The 14,632-nt window shown below is 54.3% G+C and carries 11 protein-coding genes; 6 read left to right on the plus strand and 5 right to left on the minus strand.

Translation table 11 applies throughout. The features are described 5' to 3' along the window. The first annotated feature begins 238 nt into the window (after positions 1-238). Genes TH2_RS12720 through TH2_RS12730 form a run of 3 tightly spaced genes read left to right on the plus strand, consistent with a single transcriptional unit; the run spans position 239 to position 5,247 of the window. Positions 239-2,107: an EAL domain-containing protein gene (locus tag TH2_RS12720; protein ID WP_008890843.1), complete on the plus strand. Its 1,869-nt coding sequence runs from the start codon at positions 239-241 to the stop codon at positions 2,105-2,107. Next, positions 2,104-3,840, plus strand: a complete 1,737-nt coding sequence (locus tag TH2_RS12725) for a sensor domain-containing diguanylate cyclase (RefSeq protein ID WP_008890844.1) — start codon at positions 2,104-2,106, stop codon at positions 3,838-3,840. The genes TH2_RS12720 and TH2_RS12725 overlap by 4 nt, the downstream gene beginning before the upstream one ends. 12 nt (positions 3,841-3,852) lie before the next feature. Beyond that, a complete protein-coding gene (locus TH2_RS12730; protein ID WP_008890845.1) occupies positions 3,853-5,247 on the plus strand; it encodes a DUF2336 domain-containing protein in 1,395 nt (464 codons plus the stop codon). A 34-nt stretch (positions 5,248-5,281) separates the two neighbouring features. On the opposite strand, the gene TH2_RS12735 is transcribed toward TH2_RS12730, so the two are convergent. Next, positions 5,282-5,773: a GNAT family N-acetyltransferase gene (locus TH2_RS12735; protein WP_008890846.1), complete on the minus strand. Its 492-nt coding sequence runs from the start codon at positions 5,771-5,773 to the stop codon at positions 5,282-5,284. Between the two features lie 41 nt (positions 5,774-5,814). Further along, positions 5,815-6,066, minus strand: a complete 252-nt coding sequence (locus TH2_RS12740; RefSeq protein WP_008890847.1) for a sulfurtransferase TusA family protein — start codon at positions 6,064-6,066, stop codon at positions 5,815-5,817. A 120-nt stretch (positions 6,067-6,186) separates the two neighbouring features. On the opposite strand from TH2_RS12740, the gene TH2_RS12745 reads away from it, so the two are divergent. The 3 genes from TH2_RS12745 to TH2_RS12755 all read left to right on the plus strand — a co-directional run bounded on the left by TH2_RS12745 (position 6,187) and on the right by TH2_RS12755 (position 8,610). After that, positions 6,187-7,110: a sulfite exporter TauE/SafE family protein gene (locus TH2_RS12745; protein WP_008890848.1), complete on the plus strand. Its 924-nt coding sequence runs from the start codon at positions 6,187-6,189 to the stop codon at positions 7,108-7,110. Further along, a complete protein-coding gene (locus TH2_RS12750; RefSeq protein WP_008890849.1) occupies positions 7,110-7,877 on the plus strand; it encodes a TIGR02186 family protein in 768 nt (255 codons plus the stop codon). The genes TH2_RS12745 and TH2_RS12750 overlap by 1 nt, the downstream gene beginning before the upstream one ends. A gap of 229 nt (positions 7,878-8,106) precedes the next feature. Next, a complete protein-coding gene (locus tag TH2_RS12755; protein WP_008890850.1) occupies positions 8,107-8,610 on the plus strand; it encodes a universal stress protein in 504 nt (167 codons plus the stop codon). Between the two features lie 21 nt (positions 8,611-8,631). Here the strand turns inward: TH2_RS12755 and TH2_RS12760 are convergent, their stop codons facing one another. The 3 genes from TH2_RS12760 to TH2_RS12770 all read right to left on the minus strand — a co-directional run bounded on the left by TH2_RS12760 (position 8,632) and on the right by TH2_RS12770 (position 14,412). After that, positions 8,632-10,626 carry a glycosyltransferase gene (locus TH2_RS12760; protein ID WP_238538701.1) on the minus strand — a complete coding sequence of 665 codons (1,995 nt, stop codon included), beginning with the start codon at positions 10,624-10,626 and terminating at the stop codon, positions 8,632-8,634. Between the two features lie 8 nt (positions 10,627-10,634). Then, a complete protein-coding gene (locus TH2_RS12765; protein WP_008890852.1) occupies positions 10,635-11,858 on the minus strand; it encodes an HlyD family secretion protein in 1,224 nt (407 codons plus the stop codon). 97 nt (positions 11,859-11,955) lie between these two features. After that, positions 11,956-14,412: a tetratricopeptide repeat protein gene (locus tag TH2_RS12770; protein WP_338010105.1), complete on the minus strand. Its 2,457-nt coding sequence runs from the start codon at positions 14,410-14,412 to the stop codon at positions 11,956-11,958. Positions 14,413-14,632 lie beyond the last annotated feature (220 nt).

Consider the following 14,632-nt stretch of genomic DNA (forward strand, 5'->3'; position numbering starts at 1 on the left):
AGTCTCAATGTCTGCGATGTCATTGAGGTAAAAGTCAGCGTCCCTAAACTTTCGCTTAGAATTGATCGACACTCAGCCCCTTGCGACGTGTCAGAAATCGATCTTTTGAAGCCGGAATGTTTTTTTTGCCATATCAAGTGCAAATCCTTCATATCCTTTGTAAGATCGCTATTTATGAGAGACAGGCAAAGCTGCGGCTTAGAAAAACAAACAGGCGGCTTACGATGACGGGTCGAAAATGACAGACAGCACCGGCCACTCGGCGGAAACGAATGACCAAGACCTTCTGGCAGCCATGGCATTCTGCTGGGCTGACATGCTTCTTGAGGTCGATGAGAACGGCTATATTCTGTTTGTCGCAGGCGCGACCGAAAGCCTTCTGGGATGCACGCCAGACCGTCTGATCGGCGAAGCCTTCGAGAAAATTGTTGTTAAGTCCGAACGTCCTTTGCTGCGCGCCTATCTTCACGGCGGCACTGGGCTGAAACGCCTTGAAGAGCTTGATCTTGATTTCCAGCTTTGCGAGTCCGACGGCAAACCGGTTCAGGAAGCTGTGCCGCTGTCACTCAGCGGCTATATGATCGCCGATCCTTCAAGCCGCTATTACATCGCAGCCCGCCATCGCGCCATTCGTCCTCGCGCCAGATCGGGCATTGACCGTATCATTTTGCAAAATGCCGTCATTCGCCAGAACATGAATGCTGAAACCAGCCAGACCGGTTCAGTTGGTGATCTTTCAAGCATGAACTACCACAACGAAGCTTTGGTGGTGCTCGAAAACCTGGCGGCTTCGCGCTCCCAGGCGGAAACGGCTGCAACCAATGAATTGGCCCGTCTGATCGGAATTGGCGCAAAGCAGTTCAATGCCAGTGTGGTTAAGGATCAGGAACAGTCACGACGACCACATAAAATTCACCCGGTTGACGAACCGATGATCGAACTCGAACGCCGTATCGTGGCCTATGCCAGTGCGCTGCGCGCCGACCTTGAGGAAATTGATAAAACCAGCTCGGCCGAGAATATCAGCGGGTTGATGTCGTTGACCAACACCTCGGGCGTTAACGGCAAAAACACCAAAAAGTCCAAAACAGCAGACCTGTTTGGCAATGACTATGAAAGTGCTCGGAACATTCATCATTTCGATACCGAGAATGCCGAAAGTGACCGTGATACCAACCTGACACGGGCAGTTGCCTATGCGCTCAACCGGATGCAGCGCAAGGCACAGAATGACGTTACCGCCGCCCGCCTTTCGGCAAGCCTGCCGCATCTGATCAACGAAACATTGAAGTCCGTGCGTGCCTTCCGCGAAATCGTGGAAAATGGTTCATTCGCTGTGGCATTGCAGCCGATTGTCCATCTTGGCAATCGGGAAATGCATCATTTCGAAGCGTTGGCGCGCTTTAACATCGGCGACAGCACGTTGGCCGTTGACCAGATCATTCATTTCGCCGAGGGAACCGGTCTGATTACCGAGTTTGATCTGGCAATGTGCAGCAAGGTTCTTGATCACCTGCGCGACAATCCTGACAGCATCCCCTACCCGGTTGCCGTCAATCTTTCCGGCCATTCGCTTGAACAGGCCGGTTTTATGCCAGCCCTGATCGAATTGCTTGGCGACTATGACATCCCCTCGAAACAAGTCCTTTTCGAAGTTACGGAAACGTCGCGTATTCGTGGATTGACCGATGTGAATAACGGGTTGCAAATGCTGCGCGCCCGCGGACATGCTATCTGTCTTGATGACTTTGGTGCCGGGGCTGCCAACTTCGAATATCTGAGCGCGCTTGATGTAGACATTATCAAGTTTGATGGCGGGGCGATGAGAACTGCGCTTGCCAATCCCAAAGGGCGGGCCTTTCTTAAGGCAACCGCCCTGCTTTGTCGCGATCTTGGTATTCATACAATCGCCGAAATGATCCACGATCAGGCCAGTTACGAACTGGTATGTGATCTGGGTATCGACTATGGTCAAGGCTATCATCTGGGGCCGCCAATCACGATTGGCAGCGAAGACGATTATCACAAGACCAATCTCGCCAGCTCAAATAGCAGTGCCGACACCGACGATCAGAACGCGTCGACCACAACAGGAGGACGCGCATGACTTCCCGTCATCCGGTGGATCCGCAAAACCAGAACGCAAACTTTGCAGACGATCTGACAAACTACGACGCCGATGTGTTTACCCTTGACCCAAAAGTCATGGCCGAGGCCGAGGCCCCCGTCATCGTGATGGACGCAAAGGGTGTGCCGCTATTTGCCAACAAAAATGCTGTTGGCTTTGCCAATGGCATTCGTGACGGCCTGTTTCCTGAAATTTATCAACTGATCCGACGCGCCCTGACCACACCGGGCGGTGTGGTTGAACTGATGACCTTTGAAGTCCAGCGCGGCACCGCAACACTGGAGCTGACCGCCCTTCCGACCACAAAGAACGAGGTCATGATCCTGCCGCGTGATGTCAGCATGGATCGGAACTTGCGTGAAGCCCTGATCGACTCACGGCAGCGCTATCGCGATATTGTCGAAGTCTCGTCCGCCTTCGCGTGGGAAACGGATGAAACAGGCAAATTCATCTTCGTCTCGCCGCGCGGGGCACTTGGATACCGTGCCGACGACATCGTTGGACGTTTCCCGGGGAAATTCCTGCTTGATACTGCCGATCAGGACAGCGAACACGTATTTCGCAGCCAGAAGGCCGTGCGTGATGTCCCGGTTTGGTTCCGGCGTTCGAACGGACGCGATGCGTGTCTTTCGGTTTCATCGACGCCCGTCTATTCGCGCGAAGGGGTCTGGATCGGCACACGTGGTCTTGCCCACGACATTACCGAACAGCGCCGCCGCGAAAGCGAAGTCGCAACCGCCCGAAATCGTGACCGCCTGATGACCTATATCGTGCGCACCATGCGTGATGAAATTGATCCGCTTTTGGTCCTTAAGGGCGCATCCGAAGCCAGCACGCGTGCATTGGCCTGTTCCCATTGCGTTATTTTCAAACGCAATGATGAAACCGGCGACCTTGAACTGGCGGCCGGCGATGCAGACAAGACGGCCAACGAGATCGCCCACCAGGCGCTTCATCAGATGCAGAAAACGAATGAAACGTTTGATGCCCATGTCGGGAATTACCGGCTCATTGGTCTTAGCTGCCATTATCATCAGCGCAATAATGGCGCTGTGATCTTTATGTTTGATGCTGATCACCCGGAACCAACCGACGGCGAACGTGCCATCATGACCGAGGTTGCCGATCAGGTCGGTATCGCGATTGAACAGGCCATCCAGCATGAACGCATCCTGACGCTTTCGCGTACAGATGGCATGACCGGTCTTCTGAACCGTCGTGCGTTCTTTGAGGAACTCAAACGCCGCCACAGTCGCCTGCGCCGTGAAAATGCGCCTGCGGCTTTGATGTATGTCGATATGGACAACTTCAAACTGGTCAATGATATCCATGGCCATCAGGCTGGCGACGACGCCATTCTTACGTTAACGCAAGTGTTACTTGATAATGTGCGCCCATCTGATCTTGTAGCCCGCCTTGGTGGCGACGAATTTGTTCTGTGGTTGGAAGGTGCTGATATTGCGGCCGCGTCGGCCCGCGCCAAGACCCTGATGAAGGAAAGTGCCGTTCTTGGAAAATATTCCGGGGATGCCGAACATCCACTGGGCATTTCCGTGGGTATTGCGGTTCACGAACCTGATTCAAAAGAAACGCTTGAACAACTTGTGCAACGCGCAGATCAGACCATGTATCAAGTCAAGAAACTTGGCAAAGGCCGTTTTGGTATCGCTGCCGCGCCGGGGTCAAAAGACCCGGCAAAAATCGAAGTTTAGGAGGAATGCCCGATGAAGGGATTTTTGCAGCGGGTATTTACCAAGCGAAGCGAAACGCCAATCACCTATGACGAAGCCAAGGAAATGGCGGCAAGCCCGGATGCAGATGTTCGCGGCAAACTGGCACAACGCCATGATACACGGCCCGAAATCCTTTATTTCCTTGCCACTGACCACGATTCTTCTGTTCGTCGTCACATTGCAGCCAACCAGGCAACGCCGGTTCAGGCCGATGTCCTCCTGACTGATGACAGCGATGACAGTGTCCGTGGCAGTCTGGCCGAGAAGATCGCACATCTTTCTGCCGGCCTGACCGCCCATGAAACGGATAAACTGCGCCGTATGACTTACGAGGCGCTCGACAAGCTTGTGCGTGACCAGGCTGTTCACGTCCGCCAAGTGATCTCTGAAACCCTCAAAGACATTGCCGACGCCCCGCAGCCAATCATTCAGCAGCTTGCACGCGACGCCGAAAGTGTCGTTTCCGGCCCGGTCTTGCAGTATTCGCCGGTCCTGACCGAGGAAGATCTGCTTGAAATCATTGAAGGTAGCTCTGGCCGCGGTGCGCTCAGCTTTGTGTCGCGTCGCAGAAACGTTGGTGAAAAGCTTGCCGATGCCATTGCCGCAAGTAGCGACAAGGATGCGATTTCCCATCTGCTTGGCAACAAGTCTGCACAGATCCGCGAAGAAACGCTTGATCAACTGATTGATCGCGCACCGGACTACCCGGAATGGCACGAACCCCTTGTCAAACGCCCAACCCTGACACCGACCGCAGCCGGAAAACTGGCGCGCTTTGTCGCCGAAAATCTGATCAGTGTGCTGGAACGCCGCAAAGACCTGAAAAAAGACCAGCTTGATGCAGTCCGCGAGGTCGTTCAGCTCCGTATCGCATCTGGCGAGTTCGAAAAGCGCGACGACGTTGCGACCGATGCGAAAAAGATCAAGGCTGACAAGGACAAGGCCAAACCGTCGGACAAGGCGGAACCGAAGTCTGACAAAAAAGGCGTGGTCGCAGAAGACGGCGACGAAGAGGAAGGCGAGCCTGCCTTTGAAAAGGCACTTGCCATGCATGCCAAGAAAAAGCTGACCGATCAGGAAGTGGCAAAGGCGCTGGCCGCAAACGATGTCAAATTCGCCCGTGCATCGCTGGCAGTTCTGGCCGGAATTTCGCCCGACGCCGTATCAAAGGTGCTTAACACCCATTCGGCAAAGGGTGTTGTGTCGCTTGCATGGAAGGCTGGCCTTCCGGCCGACCTTGCGGTGAAAATTCAGGTCAAGCTTGGTCATGTTCCACCGAGCCAGACACTTAATCCCCGCAGCGGCAATCAATATCCGCTAAGCGAGGATGACATGAATTGGCAGCTTGAATTCTTTACCGGCATGGCGACCAGCGGCGCACGCTAAGGTGCACCGCTACTGGTCATTCCACCTGCTGGACCTATTTCAGGTTCGCCGGGCGTTCCATGCTGATATGGGCGATACCATCCTCGTCATATTCATCGCCAAATTGCACGAAGCCGAGGCTTTCATAAAAACCTCGTAGATATAGCTGCCCGTTCAGATAGATCGGTTTGCCTGCAAACTGCTTTTCACAAACCTCAATCGCACGGCGCATCACTTCGCGGCCAATGCCCTGCCCGCGCAAACGATCGCTGGTGACAACGCGTCCAATCGCAGGACGGTCACCTTGTTCTGCATGGTCGGGATCAATGCCCGGTGCAACGATACGGGCCGCAGCCAGAACATCGTCCCCCTCATAGGCAACAATATGCCTGCATCGTGGGTCAAGCCCGTCTATGTCGGGAAATATGCAGGTCTGCTCGATAATGAAAATCTGCTGGCGGAGCTTCAAAAGGCTGTGCACGTGGCGCGCGGACAGATCATCAAAATCACAATCCAGCCAAGTCAGATTAGGTGGGGTTGGCGACATTCAGGGAACTTTCATCGTGTGGGGCGCTTTAGAAGCCGGTTTCAGGTACCGGATTTTTCAATGTGATAGATAAAAACATCTTCGTCCTGTTCAGACGAAATCAGGCGATTGCCCGTCATCTCGCAAAAGGCTTTCATATCGGCGACAGAACCGGGATCTGTTGCAAGGACTTGCAGAATCTCGCCATCCTTGATGTCGCGCAGTGCTTTTTTTGCCTTCAGAACGGGCATTGGGCACATCAGCCCGCGCGCGTCGAGAACTGCATCATGGGGACCACTTGAAGATGTCGACATAAGAAACCTTATAAAAAATACGAACCCGGTCCGATATAGCGGCAATTGGCGATTGTTGCATTTGCACAATATGTTAGACTGAACCACAACAATCAATCAAACGCTGTTAGCCCGCCCGCGATGCAAATCTATCTCCCGATTGCCGAGATATCGGTAAATATATTTCTGATCTTGGGACTGGGCGGCGGGGTCGGCTTCTTGTCGGGTCTTTTTGGCGTTGGCGGCGGCTTTCTGATTACGCCGCTTTTGATTTTCTATGGTATTCCCCCGGCCGTGTCCGTGGCAACTGCTGCAAACCAGATTGTGGCATCTTCTGTATCGGGTGTGTTCGCCCATTGGAAGCGCGGCAATGTCGACCTTAAAATGGGTCTGGTTCTTCTGGCAGGCGGTATTGTCGGGTCGACCGTCGGTGTCTGGGTGTTTGCCTGGTTGCGGTCACTTGGTCAGATCGATCTTGTCATTTCGCTCTGCTACGTCATCTTCCTTGGTATCATTGGCGGCATGATGCTGTTTGAAGCCACGCGCGCGATTTTCCGTACCCGGCGTCGCGGCGGCCAAATCCGCCGATCCAAGAAACATCAACACAGCTTTATCCACGGCCTACCCTTGAAGATGCGGTTTTATCGCTCCGGGCTTTATATCAGCGCCCTGCTGCCGCTTGCCGTTGGCTTCTTTGTTGGCATGCTGACCGCATTGATGGGGGTTGGTGGCGGCTTTGTGATGGTGCCGGCCATGATCTATCTGTTGGGCATGCCGACCGGGGTTGTCATTGGCACATCGCTGTTTCAGATCATCTTTGTCACGGCCAACGTCACCTTCCTGCAATCGGTGCAAACCCAGACGGTTGATGTCGCACTTGCCATCCTGTTGCTGATTGGCGGGGTTATCGGCGCACAGTTTGGTGCGCAGTTTGGCTCCCGCCTCAAGGCAGAACATCTTCGTGCCCTGCTTGGCCTTTTGGTTTTGTCGGTCTGCCTGAAGCTTCTGTTTGATCTGGTGATAACACCAAGCGACCTTTATTCCGTCATGCCGGGGGATCTGTGATGCCAGTACCCTCAGCCATTCGAGCCGCATTTTTGATTGCCTTGGCGCTGCCGTTCTTGACCATTGGGGCTGGCCCCAAAAAGGCATCGGCTGATCCGCTGGTTGTCGATTTGTCGAACCATCTTGTGGCCATCACCACCGGCTTTACCGGCACCAACGTATTGTTGTTTGGCGCGGTCGAGGAAGAAGGTGACGTCGTCGTCACGGTACGCGGCCCGGACCAGGACATGGTGGTCCGAAAAAAAGAGCGTAAAGTCGGCATTTGGGTTAACAGCGAAAGCGCGCGCTATAAGAACGTGCCAGCCTATTATGCCAGCGCATCAAACCGCCCGATGGATATCATCGCATCCCCGGAAGTCTTGCTCGATTACCGCATTGGCCTTCAAAATCAGCGTTTTATCGGCGAAAGCAAGCTGAGCGATGATGATCAGAAAGTCTATCGCGAGGCGCTGGTTCGCAATATGCAAGGTGCGGGTCTGTTTGGGGAACGCCCGGCCAAGATCAGTTTTCTGTCCAATCAGCTGTTTCGAACGGATATCCATTTTCCGGCCAATACGCCGACGGGAACCTACACCATCAATGTGTATCTGATCCGGGATGGCCGTGTTGCCAGCGTCAAAACCACGCCACTGGTTGTTTCAAAAACCGGCATCAGTGCCGAGGTTTATGAATTCGCCCATCGTTACTCGGCCCTTTATGGCATTATTGCCGTGATCATCGCCGTGGTTGCGGGCTGGGTTGCCAGTGTCGTATTCCGCAAACGCTAACAGCGTGCGGGCCTGCTCACCCTCAAAACGCGCATTCTGGGTCCTTGCTGCTTCGCGACTGCAGCATTACCTCAATCAATAACGCAACGCATAAATCTTTGTCGCTATTACCAAAAATCACTTGGAAACCGGCATTGAGTTGCGGCACAATTTGACTGTCCGCTCGTAACAACAGTCCCACATCTGTTCAGTGTCGCAGCGGTTGAGTGCAACTGTTCAGAGAACCCATATGCCTTCTTTTGATGCCGATCAGGAACTTCGTGCGACTTCGAACAGGACATTTCTTGTTGTCGTGGATGACAGCGATGAGATGACCAAGGCATTGCGTTATGCCTGCCGTCGCGCACAACATACCGGCGGTCGTGTCGCCCTTCTCAGCGTCATTGAACCGGCCGAGTTCCAGCACTGGATGGCGGTTGGCGATCTGATGAAGGAAGAAGCCCGTGACGAGGCAGAATCCCGTGTGAACGAGCTGGCCGCATATGTCCATGAACAAACCGGCAGCATGCCGCTTCTGTTCATCCGCGAAGGACGTCTCAAGGACGAATTGCTGAACCTTCTTGACGAAGAAGAACAGATTTCCATTCTGGTCCTTGCCGCAGGCACGACAAGTGAAGGCCCCGGCCCGCTGATCACGGCATTGACCAAAAGCGATACCGTAGGTCAGTTGCGCCTGCCACTGACCATTGTGCCAGCTGCCCTTTCCGAAGCCGACATTGACGCGTTGAGCTAACCTCAACCCGTCGTTGGCGTCCTAGCTTTTGACAGGACCACGTCCAAAAATCCGGCGCAACAACGCGCCCCAAAGCGCAAAACTGCCTGCCGGTTTTGATGCGTTATCGATCCCGGTTGTGTAAAGCACACGGATCAACGCATCGCGTACGTCGCCGGCGGGCTCCGGCGTGAAGTCGAGTGTCAGGACAAGCTGTTTCTGATCATTCACAAAGGCCCGCGCCAGTTTGGCGTCTAGCGGCGGCAGTTCTTCGGCATCGAGCTTGATTAATGCCCCCTTCTGGAACCTGTCGCGATCAATATCCGTTGCAGGGCAAATCGCGCGTGCGCCGCCCAATGACATATCGGTGATCGTCATATCAAGCGGGTCATCATCACTGTTTGCCGTAATCCTTGCCCGCAAGCTGGTCGGGAAACGTTCCTGTTGGCGCTGCACCGGACTTTCAAAGCAAATCAGTATCGCAACAAGCAATGTCAGCGAATTGATTGCAGCCCATAATCCCCCAACGAGCAGAAAATCGGCGTTATCGATGATCCGGATGTCGGTGTTGATGTTGTAAAAGAACCCGCCAATCGTCAAAACGAACAGTACGCCGAGAATGATTGCCTCGGTCCTGGAGTTCCCCACCCCGGACTGGGATCCCTTGGGTGTCACCTTAAACGGACGCCCGAATGGCCGGATCAAAGATGACACAACAATTGGAAACAGCCTGAGGGATACCAGCACTGCGGGCCCTTCATTGACGATGGGATAGGCTTGCCGGCCATTGTGCCACATCGCCGTTGCCCAGCCGCCGATCAAAACCGGCAATTGCCAATAGAAAATTTCCCAACTTCGCGCATTTTCAAGCGGTTGCAGGCCAAACCAGAAATAAAAGATCGGGATCATGATCACCAGCAGGCGCGCCGGGATATGAAACACCCAATAGATTGGAAACAGCAATATCCGCTGCCAAAGCGAAAGCCCCGGCCCCAACGGCCCCGCCTTTAAAAACAATGTTTGAATACCACCCTGACACCAGCGTTCACGCTGGGTGTGGAATGCAAGAAGGCTTTCAGCGGCAAGACCGATAGACAGTTTTTCATTGAGGTAACGGGTGCGATAGCCTTCGCGCAGCATCTCAAGTGAGGTCAGAATATCTTCGGTGATGGACGCGGTCGGCACACCACCGATGGCATCCAGCGCCTTGCGCCGCATGACCATGCAAGATCCACAACAAAACATTGAGTCCCAAGCATCCACGGACGGCGCAATATGATCAAAGAACAGCCTTTGCTCGTCCGGCCACCGATCGGCAATCCAAAGATTGCGCTGCATCGGGTCCTTGTTGAAGAAATGCTGTGGCGTCTGGACGATACCAATTGTCGGGTCTTCGAAAAATCCGACCACGCGTTTCAGGAAGTGGCGATACGCCACGAAATCTGCGTCAAAAATACAAACCAAGTCACCACTGGAATGTGCCAGCCCATTGTTTACATTACCGGCCTTGGCATGGGTCCCGTCCTTGCGCGTAAGGTACTTGGCCCCCTTTTCCTTACAGAAATCACGCAACCAGTCCCGCTTACCGTCATCAAGCACCCAAACGGTTTTGTTCGGGTAATCAATCGCCAAGGCACCGACAATGCTGCGTTCAAGCACATCAAGCGGTTCGTTGTAACTTGGAATGAAGACATCGACGCTTGGCCAGCTTTCGACTGGTCGGGCGGACAGTCTGGCATAGGCCTGATCGGCTTCGGCACTGCGATTGACAATTTTGCAGTGAATAAGCGACTGACGCAGCATGTCGCACAAAAAAACGATTTCGATCGCAAACAGGAAAACAATCCACCAGCCCTGAAACGTGGTGAGGTCGGCTGGCAAAACTGTTTCGGTGATCCGCCACGGCAAATACCGTGCAATCAGCGCGATCAGGAAAAACACAACCAGCCAACGCGCCCATAACCGGTCACGGCGCAGAAACGGTGACGCCAGCATCATGACACCGACAACGAGTGCCAGCGGTGCGAATTGCGCCATCGCGTTCATTATGACGGGTCGCTCTCGCCAAACCAGCTATGAAGTCGGCTTGGAATGCTGACTTCGGCGCGACGACCGACATTACAGAAGGTCTCCGGGCGATCTTCAAAGCCGGAATCGGGAATGTTGACGACCAGAAGGACTTCATCCTTCTTAAGCAACGGTGGCAAGGCTGCATATTCAAGTTCCGGCGATACCGCACGGGTGCCGATCACGCCGCTGATGATCCCTTCAAACGTTTCGGGTGATCCTTGCAGGCGAACCGAAACAACCGCCCCAATTTCCATACGATCAGACAGGCTTTCATCCACCGGCACTTCGATGCGAATGTCCGAACAATCCAGAATTTTTGCCAAGTCATTGTTTTTGGTAACCGTCGCAAGTTCGGTCGCCATGCGCCGCCATATCAGCCCGTCAATCGGGCTGCGTACCAGCATGGATTCACGCCGCCCCGCACGCGCGCTTTCATCACGGAGCTGCTTTTCAAGTGATGCCATGCGACCATTGGTTTCGGTCAGTTGCACATTCAGATCGGCAATCGCAAGAACGACTTCGTCAAGGCGCTGCTGGGAGTATGGCACATCATTTTGCCCATCCCCGACAAAGACACCTTTTTCAAGCGCCACGGATTCCTTGCGGTAACGTTCTTCATCGGCGCGTGCACGCTCGACCTCTTGCTGGGCCTGTTCAAGCAGGCTTTCGGCTTCTTCCACGCGCGCCTTGGCGACATGACCATCAGCCAACAGGGTTTTCTGCCGTGCAAGGCTCAGATCACGTTCCTTGACGACCGACATCCAGCCTTTCTGGCGCGCCGCTGCCTCAAGCATTTTGTAATGCAGGCTTTCCATTGAGCCGGTCACCATTTCACGGACACGCTCGCCCAGTTCGCGGCGCAGGCCATTCAGGGTCGACAGCTTTTCAACCAACGCCGTTTTTCGCGACCGCAGCAATTGGTATTCACCATCAAGCTGGGCAAGCAGCGCCTGGGGTTCGGTGTCATCGGTTATTCTTGTCACAATCGACCCGGCCGAAACGGGTTCTCCGACATCGGGGATTGCGCGAACAAGCTGACCACTGATCGGTGCCTGAATGGTCACCAATTTGGCATTCACAACGCCGTTCGGGCGAATATCAGAAACGGTAAGTGGTGCGAGTTGCCAGATCGCAATAACGACAATAGCCAAGGCGACAGTCAGACGGACGATCTGCCCCTTGGAAAAACGCAAGGCCATAAAACTACCTCAACCGGGTCTGGCATCACTGCCATATACAAACATCACCTTAGAATTTGTGAGTCGATTGGGTAGTTTCAAGGTTATCTATCGGAAATTAAATCACTTTATCGGCTGGCAATGCGATTGATCGGTCAAGAAACTGCATATAGGCATCAAAGGATGATTTCTGGCCAAACAGAATGTGTGACCGGCTCTTGATGGCATGCGAAACGACCGAGCGACGGCGTTTGTCGGTCGCAAGCGTCAGGGCCGTGTCGACAAAATCGGCCGAATGATAGGCAACGCAATCAAAGACCGATATCTGACGATAGCAGGTATGACTGCGCCGGGATCGCGCCGCATTCCCCGGCAAGGTAACAAGCGGCACACCAAGTCCGAGACAATCAAAGGCCAGCATCGCATCATTCCATGCCGGACTTTCAAGCACGACATCCACAGCACATAGAAGTGTCAGCAAATCGGACCGGTTGCGCACATTCACAAACCGCATCCGGCCGGCAACATCCGCGTGATTAATGGCAAACCGGCGCCCCCATGCCGCATCCCAGCTATCGCGTTCTGGCGCAATCAACAGAAGTTCTGCGGTTTCATCCAGCCGCAAGATTTCGGCAATCAGCGGATCAAACTCTGCCGTCAGAACATCAAGCGGCTGCGGGCACAAATAGGTGTTGCGGTCCTGCGCCAATCGCCAGCGCCGCTGCAAGTCCGTTGTCGACATCTCGACAGGTTCTGGCGGGGTGGCATTCACAAACAGACCCGGAAGACGCACCAGCTTCTCGCTGAATCGCTTTTCACCGCCGGCTGTTTCCCAATCTTCAGCGATCAGATGATAATCAATGTTGGAAAGACCGCTGGTCGCGGCAATCCCGCCCCCTGAAATCTGAAGCGGCGCCAAACGCCAGCTTGCCAGCAACATCGTATAGGCATCGGCCTGTGGATCGACATAGTGCAGAACATCAAGACCAAGCCCTGCAATCACCCGTGCCGAATGCAACGGATCAAGCGGCAATGGCACGACAAGGTCGGCATGTTCGTCAATGCGGGCGGTAATGTCGTCCTCGCCCGTCGGCGGACGGATGATTGTCACATCAAACCGGTCGCGATCAATCGCCTCGGCAAGGCCTTCGATCCAACGCCCCACGCCATTGTCACACATATTGGCCGAAACGATGCCGATGCGGATTTTCCCACCGAGCCGCGTGGAGGATGCACTGACTTCCGGCACATCATAGCCTGACACCAGGCGTTCCCAGTAATGACCAACCGCGCGTAACTGCTTGTCCCCCTCCGGGCGCAATGCGGCGCGCCACACCGGTGGAAAACGGGTCAGAACAATGGGATCGATCCGGTCAGAACCAACAAATTCAAGGTCTGGCTCAAGTGCGTCTTCATCAAGCGTATCATCAAGAAGATCACGCACGACTTCATCATTCTGGGCCGCAAGATCGGTCGGCACGGGGGCAAACAACAAACGGCGTGCTGTGCGGAACAGCGCGGTATTCTCGCCCGCGGCAATTTTGCGATCTATCCCACTTTGCAGGACCGATTGCGCAGAGCCTGTATCGCCTTCTTCGGCCAGTTCGACGGCAAGACGGAAAACCGCGTCATCACCACCACCGGCCCCGATGGCTGCGCCAAACTGTTCAACGGCCTCGCCATGACGGCCAACAAGGCTAAGCGCCTCGCCCATCATCAGCAGTAATTGCGGATCTTCCGGACTGTGTGCCAATAGCGGCTCAAGCGCACCAATCGCCTCAAGCCCCTGCCCGACACGCAAATTAAGCAACGCAAGGGTCCTGCGCGCCCTGGTGTCATCCGGATCAAGGGCCAGAACCTGCCGAAGGCAATGTTGCGCACCGGCAAACTGACCCAGTTGGAAAAGTGCATCGCCATAGGCGGTCAATGCGCGCGGATGTCCGGGTTCAAGCGATAGCGCACGGCGCAACGGTTCGCTTGCGGAAACTGTGCGCCCCTGATCCAGGCGAATTTGGCCGATCAGAACCAATGCATTGACGATGTCGTCGCGCATCTTAAGCGCGGTCAAACAAGACGTTTCAGCGCCTTCGATATCGCCCATTGCATATTGGCAGGCGGCATAATTGGCATGAATTTCGGCGACATCCGGGGCCAGTTCGAGCGCGCGTTCATAATTTTCCCGCGCGTCTTCAAGTTCATCAAGCTGGCGATAGGTATTGGCGATATTGCAATAAAGTGCCGGGGCATCCGGGCACAGACGAATGGCCCGCTTGAACGCACCAACGGCGTCGCGCAATTTGCCGATGGCCTTAAGGGCCTGCGCGTGGTCATGCTGAATTTCTGCATTATTGGCATCGGCAATGGCGGCACGCCCCATACGTTCCGCGGCCAGGGACTGATTACCGTGGCGCATCGCAACGAGACCGGCCAGGTGCATTGCCTCTGCGGCCTGTGGGAATGATCGGATCATTCGCTGACAGGATTCTTCTGCCTCTGCGTATCGGCCTGCCTCATACAGGTTCAATGCAGAACGGTAGATGTCGGCAAAATCAGACAAGGAATACCTATTACCCAAGAGAAAGCAGATTTCGTCCCACTATAAGGTCCAACCGTTAACAAACCACGTCCTTGATGGAATTTTTCAAAACAATTCATGACGGCGAAGTCATCGCTTCTCTAACCGATTGTAAGAACACATTTTTCTAAGACATCAGGAAAACTTCCCCAGATACAGCATTGAAAAGCAAAGAAACCCTCCGGAATTTCCTCCGGAGGGTTTCGGTACAAAATATCAA

The organism is Thalassospira profundimaris WP0211 (genome assembly GCF_000300275.1).
Classification (GTDB): Bacteria; Pseudomonadota; Alphaproteobacteria; order Rhodospirillales; family Thalassospiraceae; genus Thalassospira; species Thalassospira profundimaris.